The sequence below is a fragment of the Granulicella pectinivorans genome, assembly GCF_900114625.1.
In the GTDB taxonomy this organism is placed as follows: domain Bacteria; phylum Acidobacteriota; class Terriglobia; order Terriglobales; family Acidobacteriaceae; genus Edaphobacter; species Edaphobacter pectinivorans.
In genome coordinates, this window is record NZ_FOZL01000001.1 from 3016608 (window position 1) to 3040464 (window position 23857).

Consider the following 23857-nt stretch of genomic DNA (forward strand, 5'->3'; position numbering starts at 1 on the left):
TTCTTTTTGCTCGCAGTCCGCTCGCAGGCTTCATGCCTTGCGCCAACGGCTTTCTATGCGCGTTGAACGGACCGCTACGCCCCTGCCCGCCGCACGCTTTGCGGTTTTGAGGATGGAATGAAACGACTGAATTTATCCCGAGTTCTGCTGCTGCTTCTCTTTCTTGTGGGGGTAGGCGCATGGCCCGCTCTCGCTCAAACACTCACCAGCGCGACGATCACCGGCATCGTTACGGATACGAGCGGAGCGCTCGTGCCGAAGGCTTCGGTCAAGGCAACTCAGACGGAAACCGGTGCCGTGAATACGACAACTTCTAACGGCGCGGGCGAGTACCGCTTCCCGTTTCTTAATCCCGGGAGCTATCTGCTCACCGCGGAATCTGATTCGCTGAGCGCCAAGCCTGTGCGACTCCAACTCGCTGTGGGACAAGAACGTTCGGTGACGCTGAGGCTGGGGATATCTTCCGTGCAGCAGTCGGTTGAAGTGACCGACACGGCGACTCTCCTGCAAACGGAGAACGCGAACAATGTCACCTCCTACAGCAAAGAGTATGTCGAAAACACGCCGGTCAATGGCGGCGATATCACCAACATCGCGTTCAGCACACCGGGCATTCGTCTCAATGTAGGCGGGGGCAATACGAACTTCAATGTCAACGGACTGCCGTTCAGCTCGGTGCTGTTCACCGTGAATGGCGCGGATATTGTCGAGCCTTATAACCTGAACAACAAGTCGGGCTCAAGCAACAACACGCTTGGCGCCAACGATGTATCCGAGGCATCGGTGATCACGAACGCCTACAGTGCGCAGTATGGCCGCGAGGCGGGTGCGCAGGTGAACTACATCAGCAAATCCGGCGCAAACCAGTTCCATGGCAATCTCGTCGAGAACTACAACAGCCAGATCTTCAATGCCAATGACTATTTCAACAATCAGTCCGGAACGCCGCGCGGACGCGCGGTCGCGAACCAGTATGCCGCGTCATTGGGTGGACCTGTCTATATTCCGCACTGGGTCGACCTGCGCGACAAGCTGACGTTCTTCGTCAACACGGAAGGGCTGCGCTACGCTCTGCCAACCACCGGCGTCGTCTCGTTGCCTACGACAGCCTTTCAGCAGTATGTGCTCGCGAATGTTCCTGCCTCTGCTCTGCCTTACTATCAGCAGCTCTTCAAGGTCTATAACGGGGCGCCCGGCCTGAGCCGTGCTGTGAATGTGACGAATGGTAGCGGCCAACTGCAGGATGGTACCGGCAACCAGGGATGCGGCAATAAAGGCTTCTCTGGAACGGTTGTCCCGGGCGGAAGTGGCGCGATCTTCGGTGGTACTACCGGTCTGCCTTGCGCTGTCGCGTTTAGAACTACAGCCTCCAGCCTTAATACCGAGTATTACGTCGATGGACGTGTGGACTGGAACATCAATACGAAGCACAAGCTCTACTTCCACATCAGCCGTGACTACGGTGTACAGGCGAGCAGCACCAGTCCTCTGAATCCCGTCTTCAATCAGGTGAGTCCGCAACCCTGGGTGATTCCGCAGGTGAACTACACCTACGTGATTACGCCGAAGATTGTGAACAACTTCATCTTGAATGGCAATTACTACTCCGCTGTGACCGGGCCGACAGACTTCGCGGCAGCTCAGACCTTGCTTCCGCTCGCGTTCTCCTTCTCCGACGGCGGCGCCGGGAACAACGGCTTGCAGACGGCATCGACATCAGTACCCAACGGTCGTCTCGGCCAGCAGCTTGGCATTATCGATGACTTCTCGTGGGAGCGTGGACGCCATACGCTTCAGTTCGGGGTGAACAACCGTAATAACCGCATCAGCAGCACGGCGAACAAGAGCGGGTCCGTGATCGGAACGTATGCCTTTGGTAGCCTTGCCGATTTTGCCAGCGGCAGCATCGTCGATTCGAAGAACCTGAACAGCTTCACGCAGGGTTTCCCTGTGCTTCCTTCCGTGCATATCCGGGTGGATTCACTTGGCTTCTATGGCCAAGATGAGTGGAAGCTTCGCGACAATCTGAGCGTGACCTTTGGTGCACGTTTCGAGTACCAGGGCAATCCGTCGTGCAAGGAGAACTGCTATTCGCGTGCGAACACAGTATTCCTCGGTAGCGGATATTCCAATAGTGCCGCGACACCTTATAATGCGACTCTGCAGACCGGCATCAACAAAGATTTTCAGCAGTTTGAGGGTGTGATCACAGAACCTCGGTTCGGCTTCGCCTACTCCCCATTCGGCAAAGGGAAGACGGTTGTACGCGGAGGCATCGGACTCTTCGCCAATACGATTGCTGCCAGCATTACAGCGAGTGTCTTCGGCAACGCCCCCTATAAGTTCACTCCGAAGGTGACGACGGGCTCGGTAGGCCTGAGCTCCAATGCAGGTAGCTCCCAGGCAAATGCTATTGCATCGGCCAATGCGTTTCAGAACGGGTTCGCCAATGGCAGCACATTTGCTCAGCTCTCGGCGGCTGTTCCCAACTTTTCACAGCCTACGCTCTACGTCAATCCAAACAAGTTCCATACGATCAAGGTGCTTGAGTGGAGCCTGGAGATCGAACATCCGCTGACAACTCACGACGTTGTTTCAGCCACGTACAGCGGCACACACGGCTACAACGAGCCGCTGACTAACTCCGCCGCCAACGGCTCTTCTACAAGCGGTTTCGGTGGGCTGGCCAAGACCAATCCCGATCCTCGCTTTTCGACGGTTTCGCAGATCTATGACACCGGATACTCCTGGTACAACGGTCTGACCCTGCTGGAGCGGCATGCCTTCCGCTATCACTTCCAGGGACAGATCAGCTACACCTGGAGCAAGGCGCTTGCGCTAACCACCATCTACAACCCAACCGCATACTCGGTTGGAACGCTGACGCCAACTGGCAGCGTAACGGACAACTATGGACCGACGAACTTCGACACTCGTCATAACCTCTCTGCCGATCTTGTGTACTCCACACCGAAGTTCAGCAACCATCTGTTGAATCGCACCGTGGGCGGATGGAAGACGGGCAGCAAGCTTTATCTCTATAGCGGACGTCCGTTCACCGTGACAGACACCGGCATCAACGGGAGCACGCACGGACTGTCGAGCACCTTCAGTGGAACGATCCTCGCCGATACCACCAATCCCGGGGCGATCGGCACACACTGCGGTTCCGCGGCGGTTCGCACGGCCTGCCTCACGACAGCGAGCTTCGCAACCGCGGCTGCACAGAGCGGCTTTGGAAATACCAAGCCGAACAGCTTCCGTGGACCTGGATTCTTCTCGGTGGCCACCCAACTCGCCAAGGATATCAACGTGACCGAGCACAGCTACTTCGAGCTGGGTGCGGATGCCTACAACCTCTTCAACCATGTTAACTTCGCGGTGCCAGTCTCCGACGTAAACAAGGGAAGCACCTTCGGCACCATCGCTTCCGATGTGAGCGTACCAACCAGCATCTATGGCACGGGACAGGGTGCAATCGTTTCAGGACGCGTGCTTGTGGTCTTCGGCAAGTTCATCTTCTGACCTTCTCCGTTCGCCGTCACGCGTGTATGCGTGGCGGCGAACCCAGCCCGATGGATGGGAGACACATCATGAAAAAACTTTTTATCGCCTTCCTGTTTCTATCGCCGGCCCTGTTGGCCGGTCAGACAACCACGCTCACACTGGACGATATTCTTAGCCCTGCCGCCGCAGGTGGCGGACGCCGGGGCAACGGAGCGGAATCTCTCCGCTCACCGGATGGAAAGCATATCGCATACATTAACCAAGGCAACGTATGGGTATCCTCGCTCTCCGGAGGTGACGCCGTCCAGATTACGCATGACGCCAAGGGCCCAGGTGATCCACGTGGCGCAACGGATCATCACCCACAGTGGAACCCGAATGGGAAATGGATCCTGTACGAGTCCGGCTCAAAGGGCTACAACGAGCTCTATGCCGTGAGCGAAGACGGTACGGCCCGCACCCTCATCGCTGCGACGGAGATCTATCACGGCGCCGATGCGATCGCGGTCAACGTAGCGCAGGATAGAGGCGATGCAGTCTCTTCGGATCGCTTCGACCCACATCCTCTGTGGTCGCCGGACGGAACAAGAATCTCCTATACAGAGCGCTCGCGCGAGCACTTTTCGGGCAAGCTCAAGGTCCTCCCGTTCGATCAGCAGAAGGGCGCCGCTGCGGGTGAAGCCCTGGATCTCTATGTCGCCAAAAACGACCCCGGTGGCGCATGGGCCATCAACACTGCGGCATGGTCGCCTGACAGCAGCACGCTGGCAGTCGTCCTGCAGGAGACGCACTGGGACAAAATCTGGCTCATCCCATCCAAGGGCGGCAAACCGAAGGAGTTGACCTTTGGGACAGGAGAGGACGAACAGCCCATCTACTCACCCGACGGGCGCTGGATCGCCTTTGAATCCAATCGTGGTCTCGCCGAGCAACGCCATGTCTGGCTCGTGCCTGCGGGCGGTGGCGAGCCTCATCGCCTTACCAACCTTGACGGTATCGAAGCGGAGCCGCAATGGTCTACCGACAGCAAGAGCATCACGTTCACACAGCGCACCACGCTGGGAGCGACCGCTCACTATGTTGCATCGGTAGAAGGCAAGCAAGCTCCGCAACTCGCCGGCGAGGTGAGGCACTCGAAGTTCGAGAACATCGGCATCACCCCGGAGGTAGTTCACTACAAGAGCAAGGATGGACTTGCGATCGCCGGCATTCTCTATAAACCCGCGGGGTATAAGAATGACGTTCGTTATCCTGCGGTGATTCTGGCGCATGGCGGTCCCGAAGGTCAGGTTATGTTAAGCGTCGCGGCGTGGTCCCTTTATCTGGCCGACCAGGGGTATGTTGTGCTGGAGCCGAACTTCCGGGGGAGCACGGGATATGGCGAGCGCTTCCGCAACGCAAATGTGGAAGACTCCGGCGGCGGAGAGATCGATGACATTGCCGCGTCTGTGAAGTATCTGGTCGACACGGGCCTGGCTGATGCCAAGCGAGTAGGCATCTCCGGTGGAAGCCACGGAGGCACGGTCGTTGCGAACGCTGTAGCCAAACTGCCCGATACTTTCGCCGTCGGTATTGAGAAGTTCGGAGTGGTCGACCGCGCTCTCTTTCTGCGCTATACCAACCGCAATTCCGCCATCCGATGGGAGACCAAGATGGGCGGACCACCGGACAAGAAGCCTGCCGTATATCGGAAGGCGAACGTACTGCCGGACGTGGCACACATCAAGGCTCCCTTATTGATTCTGCATGGTGAGGAAGATCCGCAAGTGCCTCCGCAGGAGTCGCAGGAGTTTACGGCTGCGCTGAAGCAAGCCGGGAAGACCTTCAGCTATACGACCTACCCAAACGAAGGACATGGCTTTCAGCAACTGGAACATCGCAGGGATGCCGACGAACGTGAGCTTGCGTTCTTGAACAGGTACCTGATGCCAAATTCAGCACAATAACGGATGCGGTCCAGGATTTGGACGATGAGACCCGGACCGCAACAGGAGTTCTTATGCAACGCATTCAATTTTTAGCGTGCGCCTCAGCGTGCGTCTTCGCGACAACTTTGGCAGGATCGGCGCAGCATCCGGTTGGAGCTAGCTATGACCCCGGAATACGCGCAGAGACAGCGGAGTCAAAACTCCAGGAGCAAGCAGCCGAGGACGCGTGGCTCGCGCATCTGCAGGTACTTGCAAGCGATGATTTGCAGGGGCGCAGAACAGGGACGCCCGAGTTTCTTCGCGCGGTGGAATACGTTGAGTCTCGGTTTAAGGCTATTGGTTTGAAGCCGGCTGGAACGGAGGGATTCAGACAATCCGTTGGCTTCCGCACGATTGCGGCCGACAACGAGCACTCCACGTTTGAACTCTTTCCAGCCAATGGTCCGAGCAAGGTCTTGAAGCCAGGAAGCGACGTGACACTAAGTCCACATGTCGAAGGGGCAACTCCTGTTGCTGCCGCAGCAGTCTTTGCCGGTTATGGCTTCGCAGTGCCAGCGCTTGGCTTCGACGATTTGAAAGGCTTGGACCTCCGCGGCAAGATCGCTGTCGTTCTTGCAGGTTCTCCACCGTCCATACATGGTCCGCTGAAAGCCTACTATCGCACGGCGGCGGAGCGTTGGAAGGGCCTAAAGGCCGCGGGTGCGGTTGGAATCATCACCATCTCTGAGCCGCGCCGATTGAATGGCAATGCAGGAGCGGCCCCGAGGGCCGCCTTCGAAGCAGGACCGCAAGTCGTGCTCTCGGATCCAGGCGTGGATTCGCTGCTTGGGTTGCATCTCAGCGCGACTCTTACCTCCGAGCACGCTCAAGAACTCTTCGAAGGTTCTGGGCATTCGATTCAGGAGCTATTCTCGCTTGCTGAAGAAGGGACGCCGCTTCCCAGATTTCCCCTCACTGTTTCGATACATGCGGCGACGATTGTTCATGAAGTCGCAAACGTAGAATCTCCAAACGTAGTCGCCTTGCTTGAGGGCAGCGATCCGAAGCTCAAACATGAGTTCCTCGTGCTCAGTGCTCATCTCGATCATCTCGGCGTGGGACGCGCGGTCAACGGAGACTCCATTTACAACGGCGCAATGGACAATGCCGCAGGCATCGCCTCCTTGGTTGAGACGGCCAAGTCTCTCGCGAAAGGTCCGCGTCCGAAGCGTTCTGTCATCTTTCTCGCCCTGACTGGAGAAGAAGAAGGCGAGCTGGGATCGCAATTTTATGCGCGATATCCAACGGTGATGCGAAGCAAGATCATCGCTGATCTCAACATGGATATGTATCTGCCGCTCTTCCCTCTCCGGTTCCTGGAAGTGCAGGGCCTCGGTGAGTCGACACTAGGAAACGACGCGCGCGCTGCCGCCCAGCGTAACGACATCGAGGTCCAGTTCGATAAGCAGCCGGATGAGAATCGCTTCATCCGTTCGGACCAGGCGAGCTTCGTCAAGTATGGCATCCCAGCGCTGGCGTTCAAGTTCGGATGGCTTCCTGATACACCTGAACAGAAGGCTTTCAACGAATGGATCAAGACTCGCTATCACCATGCGGACGACGATCTCAAGCAACCGATTGATAAGGCGGCGGCAGTCCATTTCGATCGTGTGCTGCTCGCTCTTGCACTCCGTGTTGCCAATGCGCCGACGAAGCCGGCATGGTACCCAGAGAGCTTCTTCAGCACGATTCCGAGGTCTTAGTGTTGCGATATTTTCATTTGCTTACGGTCTCCGCCCAGCGTATGTTCTTATTCTTTGCTCTTGCCTCGTGGGTTCATCTTGCCCAGTCTCAACGCGTTGTAACCAAGGCATACCCCACCCTGGGAAACCCTACGACAGCGCTGGCGACATTCGATGGTAGATTCGTTTTTGTCTCGGTTACGAACGTCGGCGCTGCGAATTTCAAGGGACCGGATGCGGCCGCAGGGAGCCGGAGCGATGTCGTGTCCGGGATCCAAGTCTTTCGCGTGAAGAAAGGTCGGCTTTTGCCCGAGACCTTCGTGCGTGTAGGAGGCAAGGGGGCCAACGGGTTGGTTCTGCTTCCCGGGAGTAAGACACTGGTCGTCGGAGCAGGAGATGCGGGAGTCGCGTTTCTCGATGTACATGATGCAATTCGTGGCAGGGGAGTGCCAATCTTCGTCAGTCAAGGAGCGGAAGCAGGCGTCTTTGATGTTGTCGCCAGTAGGGACGGACGATACGTTTTTTCGGCGAATGAGTACGGCGTTGTGGATGAACAACGCGGAAGTGTCGGTGTGATCGCGACTAACATTGATGTTTCGGGACGTGTTCATGAGCCAAAAGCGGTTGGCCGGATTGCGATGGGAGATGTTGTTCCCAGCATCACCATTTCGCCTGACGGGTCCCGGCTTTACGTGGCAACCGAACTGCTGCCCGCACATCGGACGGTCACTGTAGCTGGAGCGGACAACCCCGCTTTAGCGAAGCAAGACTGCGTGCAGAAGAAGGGAACAGCTGCGCACGGTAATGGCTTTATCTCTGTAATCGACGTGGGTCGTGCGATCAGTCATCCAACAGTCGAAGCGATTCTGTCTCGCGTCGCTTCCGGCTGCTCCCCGGTGCGGATCGCCGAATCAAACGATATGTCTTCTCTCTATGTCAGTGCTCGCGGCGACAACGCAGTACTGGAATTCGACGTGAAGAAGCTGGAATCGAATCCTGTCAATGCATTTCGGCAAACGATGGCAACCGGTGGGCACGCTCCAGTCGGTCTTCGTCTCTTTCAGCACGATCAATGGCTGGCGGTCGCAAACTCCAACCGATTCTCGGATGTGGACGGTACGCTTGCGTTTCTCAAGCTGCGTGCTCCCTCAGCCAAGCCTTTGCTTGTGTCCGCCGGAACCTTCCCGAGAAACATCGGCCTCGCCCACGATGCAGGCATTCTTTACCTGACTAACTACACCTCGCGGACCTTGCAGGTTATAGATAGCAAAGGGATCGCTCAGTAGGAGCATCCCTCCGATTGGAGTTTCAAGAAAACATGCCTCAGATCGCATACCTGGAATGTGTCCGTTGCCACGCCCAAATCTCTGCTGAAAAGCCACAAACCGTTCATGCTGGTTGCCCGGTTCAGCCACCTGGATCCTTGTATGTTCGTTACGATCTCACCACACTCGAAGGCACGAACCCTGACGAGGTGATTGCAAGCACCGCGGGTGCACCTTGGCGTGGCATGTGGCGGTATAGCGCCGTCTTGCCCGACGTTAAACCCGTTACTCTGGGCGAGGGGTGGACCCCGATGCTGCATAGCAAGCGCTTAACGAACGCTTATCTCAAGGAAGAAGGCACCAATCCTACGGGCACATTCAAAGCGCGTGGTCTATCGCTGGCAGTGAGCATGGCAAAGCAGTACGGACTACGTAAGCTTGCGGTTCCGTCCGCAGGCAATGCCGCCGGTGCGCTCGCGGCTTATGCTGCCGCGGCGGACATAGAAGCGCATATCTTTATGCCCCGAGATGTGCCGTTTGCCAACTACGTTGAAGCGATAGCCTATGGCGCAAAAGTCACTCTCGTGGACGGTCTGATCTCTGACTGCGCCCGGATCGTAGCCGAACGAAGGGAGGAGGAAGGCTGGTTCGATATCTCAACTTTGAAGGAGCCGTTTCGCGTGGAAGGCAAGAAGACCATGGGATACGAACTGGTTGAGCAACTCGGCTGGGAATATCCCGAAGCTGTCTTCTATCCAACCGGTGGCGGCGTAGGGCTTATCGGCATGTGGAAGGCCTTCGAAGAGATGGAACAATTAGGTTGGGTAAAACCCGGGAAACGTCCGCGAATGATCGCGGTGCAGGCCGCGGGTTGCGCGCCAGTGACTCGTGCCTACGAGCAGAACGACAATGCCAGCCAGATGTGGCAGAATGCTGCAACGTTCGCTTCCGGTTTGCGTGTGCCCAAGCCCTATGGGGACCACATCATACTCGACATCCTTAGAGCTTCCGATGGAATCGCACTGTCTGTGAGTGACGAAGACATTTTGAACTCAATCCTGGATTGGGCGAAGTACGAGGGGATCTTTCTCTCTCCGGAAGGAGCGTCTGTAACAGCAGCCTACGACCAACTCATTGCAAACGGCGTTCTCAGTCCTGAGGATAAGGTCGTGCTATTCAACACAGGTTCTGGGCTGAAGTACACCGATGTGACCTCGAACGCGATGGGATTGGTGCGACCTTGATAGTCGCTCGCAGCTTGACGAGTGGCCGGACCCGTGAGATCGTTGAATTCAACCGATGAATTATTTCTATCAGCCCGCTGCTCGTTTCTGTTGTCGCTCTGCGATGCAGTCCCGTGGTGCGGCAGGCGTCTTCTCGGCTTAACCGAAATCAATCGGTCCTGAGTTTCTCCTTACCCGCCCACTCCCCGTGGGCGTTTCTTTTTGCAAGCGTCCGATCCTCCCTCAACAACATGGAGTTACGCTTGCAGAATCAGACTCGCAGGAACTTTATTTGGACATCGCTCGCCGCCACCTCTGGAGTCGCGCTTGGTGCATCCAGGCTGAAGGCCTCGAGCCGCCGTCCGAATATCATCTTCATCCTCGCCGATGACATGGGTTATGGGGACCCCAGCGTCTATGGCCAGAAAAAGTTCCGCACGCCGAACATCGATCGTCTTGCCGCCGAGGGGCTTCGCTTCACCCAGGCCTATGCGGGAGCGCCAGTGTGCGCTCCATCCCGCAGCACGCTGATGACGGGTCTCCACGGCGGCCACACACGGGTTCGGGACAACTTCGCTCTCGCTGGTGGTCACATGGGTTACAAGGGCAAGGAGGAGATTCGGCGTGCCAGTCTCACTCCGGAAGACCACACCATCGCGGACTACCTCTCGAAGAGCGGCTACGCGACCGGCCTGATGGGGAAGTGGCATCTCGACGGGTACGATCCCGCGGCCATTCCTACACGCCACGGTTTCGGCACCTTCAAGGGGTGGCTGACCCAGACCGGAAGCACGCAAGGTTACTTCCCGGCACAGCGTTACGACAATGAACGTCTCATCGATCTTCCTGAGAATGCCAACGGCAAGCAGGGGCGATATGGGACAAATATCGTTACAGAAGACTCAGTCGCCTATATCAAGCAACATGCGGCGCAACCCTTCTTCCTCTACGTCGCCTACGACGCTCCGCACAGCCCATATCTCGCGCCGGACTTCGCCTCCTATGCGAACGAGCCATGGGAGGACGATGAGAAGACCTATGCTGCCATGATCGAATATCTCGACAAGGGGATCGGGCGTATCGTCGAGACCGTGAAGGCTGCCGGTATCGACCAGGAGACGATCATCTTCTTCGCCTCCGACAACGGCCCTCGCTCAGAACCCACCCCCGAACAGACCAAGGTGATCGACTTCTTCGATTCCAACGGCCCGCTCCACGGATACAAGCGCGATATGTATGAAGGTGGCATCCGCGATCCGCTCATCGTCCGTTGGCCCGGTCACATTCCCGCAGACCGCACCACGGATGTTCCGACCTTCTTTCCCGACTTTGTCCCCACTGTGCTCGATCTCGCGGGCGTACCGGCCGAGCGCACCGACGGCATCAGCCTTAGGCCCTATCTTCTTCACCCTGACTTGAAAGTCCCTGACCGTCTCCTTTATTGGGAGTTCTACGAGCCAAGCTTCGAGCAGGCGGTTAGGTGGGGCAAATGGAAGGCAGTTCGTCACGGTCGCAGAGGGCCTCTGGAACTCTACGACCTCACCCTTGATCCAGCGGAGAAGACCGACATCGCTGCACAACACCCTGACGTGGTGGCGCGTATCGAGCAGCATATCCGTGCCAATCATGCCGCGTCCACAGAGTATCCGGACCCCGTGTAAACAACCTATGACAAGCTCACTTCCCAACCCGGTGCGCCATAGAACGGACCATCTGCTCTGTCCATGTTATCGCTGTCGTTTCTAACTGCCTGCCTTCCTCAAACTTGCAAACCCTAACGCGTCCAAGAACGCGCCTATCGACGTATGTCTCATTGAAAGGAACTACCGTGAAATTCTTCTCCCCATCTTTGGGCCTCCGAGTTTTCTTCGCTCTGTTCATTCTGATCCTGGCATTTCCCGCTGCCCGTGCCCAGTCCACCCAGGGAACGATCAACGGTGTCATTACCGATCAAGCCGGGGCCGTCATCGCGCACGCTTCGGTTGATGTAACCAACGAAGCCACGGGCGTCACCGTGCACACAACCACCAACGAAGCCGGTAAATACAACGTTCCAGCGTTGAACATCGGCACCTACACGGTCTCTGTCGATGAGAAGGGCTTCGGCCGCTACACACGCGCCGGACTCACGCTCTCGACCGACCAGGTACTCGGTGTCGACGCACAACTCAAGAGTGGCACGGTCGATCAGAATGTCACGATCACCAGCAGCGCGCCCGAGCTTGAAACGCGCACCTCGTCGATTGGACAGACCATCGAAGCGAAGAGCGTCTCTGAACTTCCCCTGGGCAACCGCACCTCGATGAACATTGTTGCCCTCACAGGCGGAGCCGTCTTCATCGATTCCGCGAACTATAGCCTCTCCGGCGGCCGGACCAAGAGCTCGATGACCTGGCTCGATGGTGGTTCCGGCCAGAACATCCGCATCGGCATTGGCACCGCGGAGGTCTCGCCTCCGGTGGATACCGTGCAGGAGATCGGTGTCATCAGCAACAACTACGGCGCGGAGTTTGGCGGTTCCGCAGGCGGCATCGTCATTCAAAACACCAAGTCGGGCACCAACGGCTTTCACGGCTCTCTCTATGAGTTTCTCCGCAACGATGCGTTCGACGCGCCCGGTTATTTTGCAGGCATCTCGAACGGTGCCAAGATCAAGCCGGAACTCCGTTACAACATCTACGGCGGCACGATCGGTGGACCCATCCGCCGCGATCGTACGTTCTTCTTTTTCGGGTATGAGGGTGCTCGCCAGCGCACCGGATCGACCGTCACGCTCACTGTTCCCACTCTCCTCCAGCGTGCAGGTGATTTCTCCCAGACCTTTACCGCTGCTGGCAAACTCATCCCAATCTATGACCCATCGACCACCAGAACAGTGAATGGTGTCACGACTCGAACTCAGTTCGCCGGCAACAAGATCACCACCATCGATCCGGTTGCCGCCGCGCTCCTGCAGTTCTATCCTCTGCCCAACCGTACCCCGGATAATCTAGCCGGCGCAAACAACTTCCGCGCAAACGATGTCGGCGGCAATAACACGCAGTTCTACCTTGCTCGTCTGGATCATGTGCTCACCCCGAAGGATCGCGTGGCCCTCCGTTACATTCACACCAGCGGCGTCACGACGAACAACTCGGTTTACCCCAATCGCGCTGCGGACCCCACGACCAACAGCACATCGACCGACGATATCGGATACGCGCAGTTTACCCACACGTTCTCCCCGACCGTCGTCAACGATCTCCGCTTCCTCTACGACGTACGCGTCTATCACCAATACGCCGATGGCGTCGGAGCCTTCCCCTCATCGCTCGGTCTCAACGGTGTCTCGACCAACGCGTTCCCCTACTTCGCGCCTGCCGGTTTCAGCGCGCTCGGCAGCAACTCGCAAGAGCGTCAGCAGTACCCGGTCACGGTCTATCAACTGGTCGACAACCTCTCGCAAAGCCTTGGCCGCCATACCATCAAGTACGGCGCGGAAGTACGCCGCTCGATGGACCACGAGGTCAGCCTCTCTACCGCGTCCGGTGCGTTTACCTTCGCCACGCAGGCCACGGCCCTCCCCGGCAACACCACTACCGGCAACGGCCTCGCATCGCTCCTCGTCGGTTTCCCGACTGCCTTCAGTGCCGCAAGCACGGAGCCCGTCACCCGCGTGAGTTGGTATCTCGCAGGCTTCCTCCAGGATGACTGGAACATCACCTCGCGGCTCACGCTTAACCTTGGCCTTCGCTGGGAGACCGACACGCCGATCAAGGATGAGAACAATCGCATGAACAGCTTCGACGCGGCTGCGATCAACCCCGTCTCAGGGACGCCGGGTGTCGTCAAATTCCTCGGCGTCAACGGATACCGCACCACGCCCTACAATGGCGACTACAACAACTTTGCGCCACGCTTTGGTTTCTCCTACCAGCCCTTCGGCTTGGGGACGACCGTTGTCCGTGGCGGTGCAGGCATCTTCTATGCCCACCCATTCGACTCCGGGCAGCCCAACGCCGCAACCTCTGGCTTCAGCCTCTCCGAATCTCTCTCCACTCCTGACAACGGCATCACCGCACCCTTCCTCCTGCGCAATGGTGTCCCCAATGTTTCAAATGCCGGAGCGCCATTGACCGACGCCTTCGGTGCCGTCACGGTTGGATCCGCCGCCACCACAGCCGTCAGCTACTTCGACCCGAAGAAGCGCACCGGCTACACCACTCAGTTCAACCTGGATATCGAACAGCGTCTTCCCGGCCAGTTTGTTCTTGAGCTCTCGGGCATCGGGAGCGTAGCGCATAAGCTTGCCGGGTCTACGCAACAGATCAACCAGATCAATCCCTCTATCCTCAGTGCCGCGCATAGCGCACAGAAGGATCGTCCCTTTCCGCAGTTCGGCAACGTCAGCGTCGTCGTCCCCACCAACAGCGACTCCAACTACTTCGCGTCGATGACGCGCATCAGCCGCCGCTTCCACAACGGCTTCAACCTCAACGCGACCTACACCTTCGCCAAGTTCCTGGACAATTCCTTCGCCGGCGGCTCTTCCTTCGGCAGCGACGGCGGCACCTACGCGAACTACTACGACCGCGCCTCCGACTATGGTCCTTCCTCGAACGACATCCGTCATCAGCTCGTCTTCTCCAGCGTCTACGAGCTCCCATTCGGACCACATCGTGCCTTCCTGAACCACGGCATCCTCGCATACGCTGTCGGTGGCTGGACCATCGGCAATGTCACCCGCGCCTACTCCGGCGCGCCCTTCACGGTCACGACGAACACCAACAACACCAACGCATTCTCATCCGGCAATCAGCGTGCCAACATCGTTGGCGATCCCTACATCCCGGCCGCTCAGCGTGGACCATCGCAGCTCTGGCTCAACGCGGCATCCTTCGCGCAGCCGGCGATCTACACCTTCGGCACCCAACGCCGCAACAGCCTGCGTGGACCTGGCTTCGCCACGGCAGATTTCTCCCTGATTCGTGCCGTCAGTTTTGGAGAAGGCCGCTACCTCCAGCTTCGCGGTGAAGTCTTCAACGCTCTCAACCACACGAATCTCACCACGCCATCGGCGGCCTACGGAAGCTCTACCTTCGGTACCATTACCTCATCCTATGCAGCACGCCAGCTTCAGATCGGTGCACGAATCGTCTTCTAACCATGGGACGTGGGTACCGGTGAAGGTACCCACGTCTCCGATGAAAAGAGAGTAGACCTATGACCAAAGCGAACCGCCGCCAATTCCTTGCACAGGCCACATCGGCTGCCGCTGTCGCTGCTCTTCCGCGTTCGGCGAGTGCTGCCATCCGTCCACCCAATGTTCTCTTTCTCATGTCCGACGACATGCGCGTTGAACTGGGCTGCTACGGCAGCCGCTTCCGTGCGCAAACCCCTAACCTGGATGCACTCGCAAGCCGTGGCGTGCGCTTCGATCGCAACTTCTGCCAGTTTCCCCTGTGCAACCCATCGCGGTCCTCGTTGCTCACCGGACAGACGCCTCTGCGCACCCAGGTCCTTGGCAATCGCACCAACTTCCGCGACACGCGGCCCGACCTCACCAGCCTTCCGCAACTCTTCAAGCAGCACGGCTACGTCACCGCGCGAACCGGCAAGATCTTCCACGACATCTACGACGATGAGATCGCGTGGACGGTCGGTGGTGGAACCAAGCTCCAACAGCCTGCAGCAGGCCTGGAACATAAAAAAGTCATTCCTCGGCCACCCGTCCCGCCACCGCCCTCCGGCATCGTCCCACCGCTGCCGCAGGATAATCAGCAGGCTGCACACTCTGACCAGATCCTTGTCCTCGAGGGCAACGGCGAAGGCCATCCGGAAAACCTCGTCGCTGAAACCGCGATCGAATATCTACGCACCTATCGCGACAAACCATTTTTCATCGGATGCGGTTTTTCCAAGCCGCACAGCCCACCTACGGCACCGCAGCGCTTCTTTGATTTATACGATCCGAAAAAGCTCGAGTTGACACCGGACTTTGCCGCCTGGCCCACCGTGCCGGACGGCTTCCCCAAGGCCGCTATCCGTATGCGCAACGCCGATCTCTTCATCGGTCGCGGGGCCAGCCCCACGGAAGCGCAGGAGGTTATTCGCGCGTATCTCGCATCGATCTCATGGGCCGACTGGAACATTGGCCGTGTCCTGAGAGAGCTCGATGTCCTTGGACTTCGCGACAACACCATCGTTGTATTCGTCGCCGACCATGGCTACCAGTTGGGTGAGAAAGGGAAGTGGTCCAAGGCCGGATCTCTCTTCGAGATGGGCACACGCGTACCGCTCATCATCCACGACCCTCGCGCGCAAGGGAATGGAACGGCATCCGTTCGCCTCGTCCAATCCATCGACATCTACTCTACTCTGGTAGATCTATGCCATCTCAAGCCGCCTGCTTCAGGCCTCCAGGGCGAGAGCCTCACCCCGCTCCTCAGGCGACCGCACGCACCATGGGATCGTGCCGCTTATAGCATTTGGAGCGAAGATGGAAAAACCATCCACGGCATCGCGGTCCGCAAGGACCACTGGCGCTACGCCGAGTACGGCCCCGATGGCGTTAACGGCCGCATGCTCTTCAACGAGCAGTCAGACCCTCTGGAGATGAGCAATCTAGCCGAAGATCCAAAGCATGCCGCAAGGTGCGCCGAACTTTCCACTCTGGCGAGGAAATACATCAAACAGAACTCATAGTGCAATTCAGTGGAGCTAACGGTGACTGAATATCTCTCTCAGCGCCTGTCGAACGCGGCGATTCTCTGACGGTAGTCCAATTGTGATGCGAGCCCAGGTGTCATAAGGAGGAAAAGCTCTCGCGATCTCGATGCCTCGCTCCCCCAAGCTCCCTGCGAGATTCGCTTGAGGCGCGCCGGTATCGAAGAAGATGAAGTTCGTCTCGCTTCGCGTATGCCGCAATTTCAATTCGTCCAGCACCTGGAGCCAGATCGCGCGTTCTCTCGAAACGGTGTCGCGAACTCTACCGACATGTTCCTGGTCGTTTAAGGCCGCGGCCGCTGCGACGAGGTTGAGGCGGCCGAGCCCCTCGGCATCGCCTAATCCATTGCGACGGAGTATTGCAGCGAGCTTCGCCGGCGCTAGCGTATATCCGATCGGCATCCCGGCCAAACCATGAATCTTGTCGAAGGTACGGAAAACCAGAATGTTTGCCCCGTCACGGACGAGCGATACGGCAGAGCGTGCTTCAAAGTCCCTGGTGTATTCCAGATACGCTTCATCCACGATCACGGGCGCCTGCCGTGAAGCCTCTTCGAGAAAAGCGCGGAAGGCCACAGGATCACTTGCGGTGCCGGTCGGATTGTGCGGATTGATAAGGTAGATAGCGCGGGTGCGTGGGCTCACCTTCTCTCGCAACGCCGGCAGATCATTTTCGAAATGCGAGTTCAAGGGCACCGGAACCCCTACCCCTCCTACGTGGGAGGCCGCATTAATCAAGGCAAGATAACCAGGCACCGAGTAGAGAAACTCTCCTCCGGGTGCGCCTTGGCTTCCAAGGTACAACCCAAGCCCACCAAGGATCTCCCCAAGCACAACTTGCTCCGGTGGCACACGCTCATAGGCCGCGATCTGCGCCGTGAACTCGTTTGCAAGATCTGCCGTGGCATATCGCGCGAGACGAGGAAGCTCCCTCGTGATTGCGGGAACAACTGTGGGAGAAGGGCCGAAGGCGTTCTCATTGAGATTGACGTGTATCGTCGCCGGAATATGTGAAGCCGGTGCGGCAAAGCTCATGACAGGAAGATTGGCTGCGGCGGCAATGCCGCATTGCTTCAGAAGAGAGCGACGAGATATCGAGCTCAAGGTTTCCTCCTTGTTTCGAAGGGTTCCCATGGTGCCGGCGAGCCCTTTCTTGCAAAGGTACGCCATCCAAGGAAGAACCCCAGAAAGCGCCGTCTATCAAGGTACGTGTGATGTCTATTGAATGCGTATGGTTCCTTCGATGACCTGCACTCCGCGTCCGGCAAGCTTTACGAGCTTGTCGTTGACCTCGACGCTCAGAAGGCTTGGACGCTTCATTTCATATCCCTGTTCGATGATGATCGTCGCACCGTCGCTGACGATCCCGTATTCCACCAGTTGGCAGGCGAGAGGGCCGGCAGCAGTTCCGGTCGCAGAGTCTTCCACGATGCCCATGGTCGGATTGAAGAACCTGGTGTGGGCCACGGACGAAGGTGAGACCGGATCCAGGCAATACAGGTAGCATCCCTCGCCCCCCACCTCCTTCAAGATTTTTGCAAGCTGTTGAGAGTTGGGCTGAGCCTGTGCAACGGCAGCCCGGTTTCGAACTGCTACCAGAAGATGCCCGGCGCCAGTAGAGACAACTTGCGCGGGCAACAGCTTGGAAAAGTCCTCTCTCTTCAGCCCCAGTGCTTCAGCCAACCCCTGAAGATCCTCGCAGGTGTTGCCAAACTCCGGTGGTGATTGTGTTAAGACCACGGAGACGAGCTGCGATCCACGGCATCGTATCTCGACGGGCAAGAGATCGGCTCCAATCTCTTGAGTGAATTGGTTTGCTCCATCACTCAGTTTCAGTGCTCCTGATTCAGCCAGCCACCACCATGCACCCAGTGAGTTGTGCCCCGCGCCAAAAACTTCGTGACCAGGAGCGGTGAAGGAACGCAGACGCCAGTGTGCTGAACCATTGCTGGAGGGCAAGATGAAAGTTGTCTCGGCCTGGTTGAGTTCGGCGGCAATCCGTCGCATCACGACGTCGTCAAAGCCTTCGGCATTGGGTACGATTGCAAGCGGATTTCCAGTCAGCGGTTGATCAGCAAAGACGTCGACAAAATAAAACGGTACGCGCATGAAGCCTCTTCTAGGATCGTCAGGAAATCGTGAACTGTTTGCATGAGTCTGAGAATGGACTATCGGGAAACACAATCGGTCGCAGGTCTCCCCGTTGTGCAAGCGCGACATGAACAAGCGCTGCGCCAATTCCAGCAGCACCGGTGAGATACCCCGTCTGGGCAGAGAGGGCGCTGGGGACAATCCAAGGGAATCTCTGATCCCAGACATAGCTCTTGCCATCAAAATCGGTATTCTGTTCCACAATGCGAGACGCCAGGGAAGCGGCGATTTCGACATATTCCAGATTCCCAAGGGCCGCGGAGAGATCGAGGAGCAGGTCGAGTAGACTCGCCGCGCCGCTGGATTGGCGTACCGTTTCCCAAGAGTTGGGTGTGTGGCGGACGGACTCCTCGGCCCGGATTGCCGCATTGGCAAGCGCCTCAGCTTGTTCGCGGTAGCAGTCTGTTCCGGTTACCTTGTAGAGCTGGTAGAACAACCGCGCTCTGCCGGTGATCGCAGGGCCAAACTCAGGATGAGATGCACTGAGAAAGCTGGCGGAGGTGTACGAGATGAGAGCCCCCGAGCCTGTTACGACGCTCTGGACGTGTGCAGCGCCTTCGAGCGATGTATTGAGAAAAGTTGAATCTTGCACCTCTTCAAAGAGACGTGCGAGCGTGAAAGACACATGCGCCGTTTCGTCTTCGGCGGCGAGAGAGGGTTGGCCAGCGGAGGTAACTCCGGCGTTCTGCCAACTCATTCCTCCGCATTCATGAGGCTTTCCCATCGCGACGAGGCGCAGGCCGGCTTCCATGGCGAGCGCACGGTATGTCTCAACATGAAATGTTCGCGCTGCGTACAGCAGATAAAGCACAAGATCCGCAGTGTGTGCCGGATCCGTCCATCCGGTTTCGGTTCCCATCGGTTGCGCCACAGCGTCCGTGGCAGCGAGTGCAGCCTGTTGATAGCGCGGTTCCTTCATCGCTTTACTTGTCTCGGAAAGAGCAAAGGCGATTCCCGCGATGCCCTCATAAAACGAGAGGTTGGCGCGTGAAGGTTCAACGCTCTTACCGAGCAGATTCGGCCATACGGCGGTGAGATAATCTGCACCGCGACGTGCATCATCGAGGTAGCTGGCCTCGCCCGTAGCGTGCGCCATTTGCAGGAAAAACAGGACAATCCCCGCACCCCCGCCACAGATGCCGGTCAGCTCACAGGCAGAAGTTTTCTTACCCGGATGATCTGGTTCCGAAAGCCAGTAACGTCCCTGGGCCGTATCCATCTGGGCTGAACGTATCCATTGGACTGCTTTCAGTGCGCCTTCGAGAAAATTCGGGCCGGAGGTGAGCCAATCTCGCCGAGGATTCAAACGCTTTGCGTATCCGGCGAGCGGCAGAGCAGCGACCGCGCCCAACGCTCCTGCCTGGAGAAACCGGCGTCGCGAAAGTCGTCGTGTTGTAGTCGAATGAGACGGCATCGTGGACCCCTTCGAGTGAAGGCGATTTGGACTTCTCATCCGCTTCCGGCAGGTGGACGTCCCAGATTGGAAGATCCAGGCCATACGTCGTGCGATCGTTCCCATAGAGCGAAGGGAAAAGCTCACATCGAAATGGATGAAGAGGTCATGCAGTTAGAGTTGTCACATGCAGTGTCAGCAGACAGGCGCCACTCGTAAGAGAGGTCCGCTCTGGAAGGTGCGCGGCTATGCGAAGCGCACCCGGGTTTGGGCCGTGTGGAAGTGGCCGCAACAACAACGTGTGAGACTCATCAGCATAGGGTCTAAACTCTTTCCTTCATAGCAGGGCCATGCGCCGGAGGAGCGTGCTGGCCACGGCACCTCCGGCGCTTGGATCAGTTGCCTTGATGTACAGCCTGATGCGTTGGGCGCTCGGAAAGGAGCTTCTCGATCAAAGCAGTCACATCGTGTTCGAGCGCAATATGTCCCGCCGTATTGCCCGGACCCGCGAAGCCTGCGTGAGTCTCCTTGACTAACCCGTCACGGCCTACGAAGAACGAAGTCGGCCAGCAATTTAGATTGACTCCCTGGGGAATCTTCTCCGCAAGCTGATCCGTGGTTCCGCTGACGAGCACCGGATACGTGATGCCGTAATGCGCGATGAAGGCCTTGAGTCGAGCTGTGTCGGTGTCGGGGTCACCTTGCTCAAAGTCGAGGTTCACGATCTCGAGACCCTTGGAATGGAACTTCTTGTACAAGCTCACAAGAAAAGGAGCCTCATCATGGCAGTTGGGGCACCAGGAGCCGCCGATCGCCACGATGACGACCTTGCCCTGAAACTGAGGATCCGTATTCGACACAATCTTTCCGTTCAGATCGGGGAAGCTGAAAGCCAACGGCACCGTGGGATCTTTCAGGGTCGTTTGCTGTGTTGGATCGGTGGGCGTCGGGAGGTTCAGCTTGCGAGCATCGACTGTCCTGCGTGCGACGAGATTCGGCGAGGAATCGTGAACCGGCCCAAGTAGGCTCTTGATCACCAGTGTGCCATCGGGTTGAGGAGTGACGGAGTAGATAGCCGGGCCCGCTGCCGTGAAGTGACTGACATTGAAACTGGTCCCGTTCCACGTTCCCCACAGTCCTCCAGTGTCGCCATCGATGCGTTGAATCACGGCCTTGATCACGGGCGATTTCCCCAAAGGTGGATCAACGCGAAACTCCCATGCTCCTTCACCCTTGTTGCTCTTGGTGGCAATCTCCCACGATCCGGAGATATCCGGAGCATGCGGCGCTGCCTCCGGATCAGTTTCTTTGGCAATGCGGGTCAAAGTAAACGGAGTCGGCGGTGCAGACTTCGCGCTTGGGTGTGCCGGTCCGTAGGTGCCAGACAACGTATTGCCGCTAACGGTCGCGTCGAGTGTGCGAGCGAAGTAATCGAATGAGGCGACAAGATGGCTACCATCCAGCGTCGCGGTGGTCGCGATCGTTTCATCGGGATGTGCCGCGGGTCCGTTAAGGAATGCCGCCTTCAGCTTCGTTCCGCTGCCCGAGATACGAATGGTGATCGGGACTTGCTGATTGCCGCGCGCTGTGGCGAAGCCCTGCCAAACACCCGCGGCCTGCGCGGCCGTCTGGGCCACGCTGGAAGGAACAACAAGCGCACCGAAGCACGCACCGAAAGACAGCGCAAGGACGCTGGCAGAAAGCTTCATGAGAAAGCTCCGTTCTTAGGACGATGGGTATGGGTGAGAAAGGGAATCAGACCTGGAAGGCCGGATCGTGCTGGTTATCGAGCAGCACAAAAGACGGAGGTGGCCAGCGAAGCGCGGCAACAACAACCCAGTCTTGAAATGGTCTGCATAAGTCAGAGCGTAGCCTGAACCGCACCGGCAGGTCAAGTTGCACGGTAAAATCCAGGCTCAATCTTTGGTGCCCAGGTCGTCGCACTCGCGCTCCGGTTTCATTGACCGAATTCTCCGGCCCATGCTAGCTTCGAGGCATGACGCTTTCTCTGTTCCATTGTTGTCGCCGCCTCCAGCCCTTCGTTGGGTGAGCTGCGACATCTTCAGAGATCCCCGAAGCGCCGCTATAACACTCATCCATATCCTCCATCGCTTATTCGAAGCTGCTGCCGAGATCGTCTCGCGTGCATTTGCACGTGTTCTTTGCGGATCGGCTCTGGAGAGATCCTATGCCCCTTGTAATAGAAGAAGTTTTTACCCTTGGCGACGGTAGCGCGACTACCGTTGCGAAGAACCAATTGGCGCCGCACTCGAGGACTCCGGAACAGCTCGTTGATATCGTCTCGCGGTTTGCCGCATCGGAGGGATGGTTAGATCGTGTGCGCTTACGTACGGAACATCGCTGGTATGAGCGGTTGCATCTCGGAGCGGACTATGACATTTGGGTGATCAGCTGGATGCCTGGGCAAGCCACGGGCTTTCATGATCACGGAGAATCCGCAGGGGCGTTCGTTGTGACCACGGGTGTTCTCGAGGAGCACCTTCCCGGAAAGCGGAGTCATGCAATCTATCCCGGCCAGCCTCGCGGCTTTGGCTTCGAGTACACACATGATGTTCGGAATTCGTCCCTTGCGCCGGCGGTTAGCATTCATGCCTATTCGCCTCCGCTGAGCGAGATGAACGAGTATGAGTTGGATGGCACCGATCTGGTTCGGCGCGACCATGAGTCTGAGCAGACCTCGAGACGCGATCACGAAGGGAGTGCGCAGAATTTCAAGTCGGCTAATTGGTCAGGTTCTTCAAGCATCGATCAGATGCTGGCGTCGGCACGTGCTCGCCTCAGACGGTTGACTCCTGAGGCCGCCTATGAAGCCTTGGCCAAAAGGAATGCGGTACTCGTCGATATCCGTCCAGAGGCCCAGCGCACAGCCGAAGGAATCATTCCTGGCGCATTCGTTGTCGAGCGGAATGTGCTCGAGTGGAGATTCGATCCCACATCCGAAGCGCGGCTGGCAATCGCTGTCGATCACGATCTGGAGGTGATCTTGTTCTGCTCTGAGGGCTATACATCAAGCCTCGCGGCTGCGGCTCTGCAAGATCTTGGTCTATGGCGCGCGACGGACGTAGTTGGCGGATTTCATGCTTGGTGCGCGGCAGGTCTCGCAAACGCACCGTTTGGATGAAGATCAATCCCTCAACAACTGTCCCGTTCGGGATTCCACCGAGCTATACCCCACGGAGCCTTTGCATGCGCTTTCTGTTTACAGCGCTGATTGCCACATGGGTCCTGTCGTCGCGACTACTCGCGGTGCTGTCCCCACGCAAGTTCAGCAGGAAGGGAACGCATTCATGACGAAGGCAACGATGCTTGGTGTCAACAGAAAGAGGTGCCCAGGTTGCGGGATTCGTGCAAGAGGGCGGGGAATCGTCCCGCTCGCCGTACTCATTGCTCTTGTCTTGCCGGTTTTGCTCTATGCACAACCGCCAGGCAAGACGCTCCTTGTTGTCGCACATCCGGACGACGAATATTACTTCGCTGCAACGGTGTACAGAATGGCGGTGCAACTGGGAGGCACCGTGGATGAGCTGGTCATCACGAACGGAGAAGCGGGGTTTCACTATTCCACGTTGGCGGAGCCATTGTACGGAAAGACATTGACAACAGAAGAGACAGGGCGGAGGGAACTCCCGGCGATCCGTCGAGGAGAAACGTTGCGAGCAGGAAAGATACTCGGCATCCGGGATCATTTCTTCCTTGAACAGAAAGACCAGGTCTTTACAACCGACCGTGACTCAGGGCTCAAGCACCTTTGGGACTCTGGATACATTCAACAAACGATCTCTGACCTCATCAGAGGTCAACATTATCAGTATGTCTTTGCAATTCTGCCTCGCCCTACGACCCACGGACATCACCAGGCGGCAACCGCGTTCGCAGTGGAGTGCCCGATCTTTTGTGCCGTTGGATGAGTTAGTGTAGCGCAGCTGTGAAGGGCCTAGCATTT

At 57.6% G+C, this 23857-nt stretch carries 14 protein-coding genes; 10 read left to right on the forward strand and 4 right to left on the reverse strand.

Annotated features, from left to right (window positions below):
- Window positions 1-117: 117 nt before the first annotated feature.
- The 8 genes from BM400_RS11845 to BM400_RS11880 all read left to right on the forward strand — a co-directional run bounded on the left by BM400_RS11845 (window position 118) and on the right by BM400_RS11880 (window position 16328).
- The gene (locus tag BM400_RS11845; protein ID WP_089839353.1) at window positions 118-3525 is read left to right on the forward strand and encodes a TonB-dependent receptor; all 3408 of its coding nucleotides are present in this window, start codon (window positions 118-120) and stop codon (window positions 3523-3525) included.
- Between the two features lie 68 nt (window positions 3526-3593).
- Window positions 3594-5453 carry a S9 family peptidase gene (locus BM400_RS11850; RefSeq protein WP_175528997.1) on the forward strand — a complete coding sequence of 620 codons (1860 nt, stop codon included), beginning with the start codon at window positions 3594-3596 and terminating at the stop codon, window positions 5451-5453.
- Window positions 5454-5506: 53 nt separating this feature from the next.
- Complete coding sequence (locus BM400_RS11855) at window positions 5507-7177, forward strand: M28 family peptidase (protein WP_089839355.1); 1671 nt, start codon at window positions 5507-5509, stop codon at window positions 7175-7177.
- A 41-nt stretch (window positions 7178-7218) separates the two neighbouring features.
- Window positions 7219-8442, forward strand: a complete 1224-nt coding sequence (locus BM400_RS11860) for a YncE family protein (protein ID WP_175528998.1) — start codon at window positions 7219-7221, stop codon at window positions 8440-8442.
- 32 nt (window positions 8443-8474) lie between these two features.
- Window positions 8475-9665, forward strand: a complete 1191-nt coding sequence (locus BM400_RS11865) for a threonine synthase (protein WP_089841827.1) — start codon at window positions 8475-8477, stop codon at window positions 9663-9665.
- A gap of 242 nt (window positions 9666-9907) precedes the next feature.
- A complete protein-coding gene (locus tag BM400_RS11870; protein WP_245781838.1) occupies window positions 9908-11305 on the forward strand; it encodes an arylsulfatase in 1398 nt (465 codons plus the stop codon).
- A 188-nt stretch (window positions 11306-11493) separates the two neighbouring features.
- On the forward strand, window positions 11494-14787 hold the full coding sequence (locus BM400_RS11875) for a TonB-dependent receptor (protein WP_175528999.1): 3294 nt from the start codon (window positions 11494-11496) through the stop codon (window positions 14785-14787).
- A 59-nt stretch (window positions 14788-14846) separates the two neighbouring features.
- Window positions 14847-16328, forward strand: coding sequence for a sulfatase (locus tag BM400_RS11880; protein WP_089839359.1), 1482 nt, complete (start codon window positions 14847-14849; stop codon window positions 16326-16328).
- Window positions 16329-16343: 15 nt separating this feature from the next.
- On the opposite strand, the gene BM400_RS11885 is transcribed toward BM400_RS11880, so the two are convergent.
- The 4 genes from BM400_RS11885 to BM400_RS11900 all read right to left on the reverse strand — a co-directional run bounded on the left by BM400_RS11885 (window position 16344) and on the right by BM400_RS11900 (window position 21602).
- Window positions 16344-17453 carry a pyridoxal phosphate-dependent aminotransferase gene (locus BM400_RS11885; RefSeq protein ID WP_217644110.1) on the reverse strand — a complete coding sequence of 370 codons (1110 nt, stop codon included), beginning with the start codon at window positions 17451-17453 and terminating at the stop codon, window positions 16344-16346.
- 114 nt (window positions 17454-17567) lie between these two features.
- Window positions 17568-18458 carry a PhzF family phenazine biosynthesis protein gene (locus BM400_RS11890; protein WP_089839360.1) on the reverse strand — a complete coding sequence of 297 codons (891 nt, stop codon included), beginning with the start codon at window positions 18456-18458 and terminating at the stop codon, window positions 17568-17570.
- 19 nt (window positions 18459-18477) lie between these two features.
- Window positions 18478-19806, reverse strand: a complete 1329-nt coding sequence (locus tag BM400_RS11895) for a lanthionine synthetase LanC family protein (RefSeq protein WP_175529000.1) — start codon at window positions 19804-19806, stop codon at window positions 18478-18480.
- Window positions 19807-20288: 482 nt separating this feature from the next.
- Complete coding sequence (locus tag BM400_RS11900) at window positions 20289-21602, reverse strand: TlpA disulfide reductase family protein (RefSeq protein ID WP_089839362.1); 1314 nt, start codon at window positions 21600-21602, stop codon at window positions 20289-20291.
- 479 nt (window positions 21603-22081) lie between these two features.
- Here BM400_RS11900 and BM400_RS11905 point away from each other — a divergent pair, with 479 nt between their 5' ends.
- Window positions 22082-23035 (forward strand): rhodanese-like domain-containing protein, encoded by a 954-nt coding sequence (locus BM400_RS11905; RefSeq protein WP_089839363.1) that lies wholly within the window; start codon window positions 22082-22084, stop codon window positions 23033-23035.
- A 166-nt stretch (window positions 23036-23201) separates the two neighbouring features.
- Complete coding sequence (locus tag BM400_RS11910) at window positions 23202-23822, forward strand: PIG-L family deacetylase (protein WP_175529001.1); 621 nt, start codon at window positions 23202-23204, stop codon at window positions 23820-23822.
- Window positions 23823-23857 lie beyond the last annotated feature (35 nt).

Bases quoted from the DNA above. Each gene is read 5' to 3' on its own strand.
- BM400_RS11855 (WP_089839355.1), top strand. From the start codon at position 5,507: ATGCAACGCATTCAATTTTTAGCGTGCGCCTCAGCGTGCGTCTTCGCG.
- BM400_RS11850 (WP_175528997.1), top strand. From the start codon at position 3,594: ATGAAAAAACTTTTTATCGCCTTCCTGTTTCTATCGCCGGCCCTGTTG.
- BM400_RS11845 (WP_089839353.1), top strand. From the start codon at position 118: ATGAAACGACTGAATTTATCCCGAGTTCTGCTGCTGCTTCTCTTTCTT.
- BM400_RS11910 (WP_175529001.1), top strand. From the start codon at position 23,202: ATGACGAAGGCAACGATGCTTGGTGTCAACAGAAAGAGGTGCCCAGGT.
- BM400_RS11905 (WP_089839363.1), top strand. From the start codon at position 22,082: ATGCCCCTTGTAATAGAAGAAGTTTTTACCCTTGGCGACGGTAGCGCG.
- BM400_RS11880 (WP_089839359.1), top strand. From the start codon at position 14,847: ATGACCAAAGCGAACCGCCGCCAATTCCTTGCACAGGCCACATCGGCT.
- BM400_RS11890 (WP_089839360.1), bottom strand. From the start codon at position 18,458: ATGCGCGTACCGTTTTATTTTGTCGACGTCTTTGCTGATCAACCGCTG.
- BM400_RS11860 (WP_175528998.1), top strand. From the start codon at position 7,219: ATGTTCTTATTCTTTGCTCTTGCCTCGTGGGTTCATCTTGCCCAGTCT.
- BM400_RS11865 (WP_089841827.1), top strand. From the start codon at position 8,475: ATGCCTCAGATCGCATACCTGGAATGTGTCCGTTGCCACGCCCAAATC.
- BM400_RS11900 (WP_089839362.1), bottom strand. From the start codon at position 21,602: ATGAAGCTTTCTGCCAGCGTCCTTGCGCTGTCTTTCGGTGCGTGCTTC.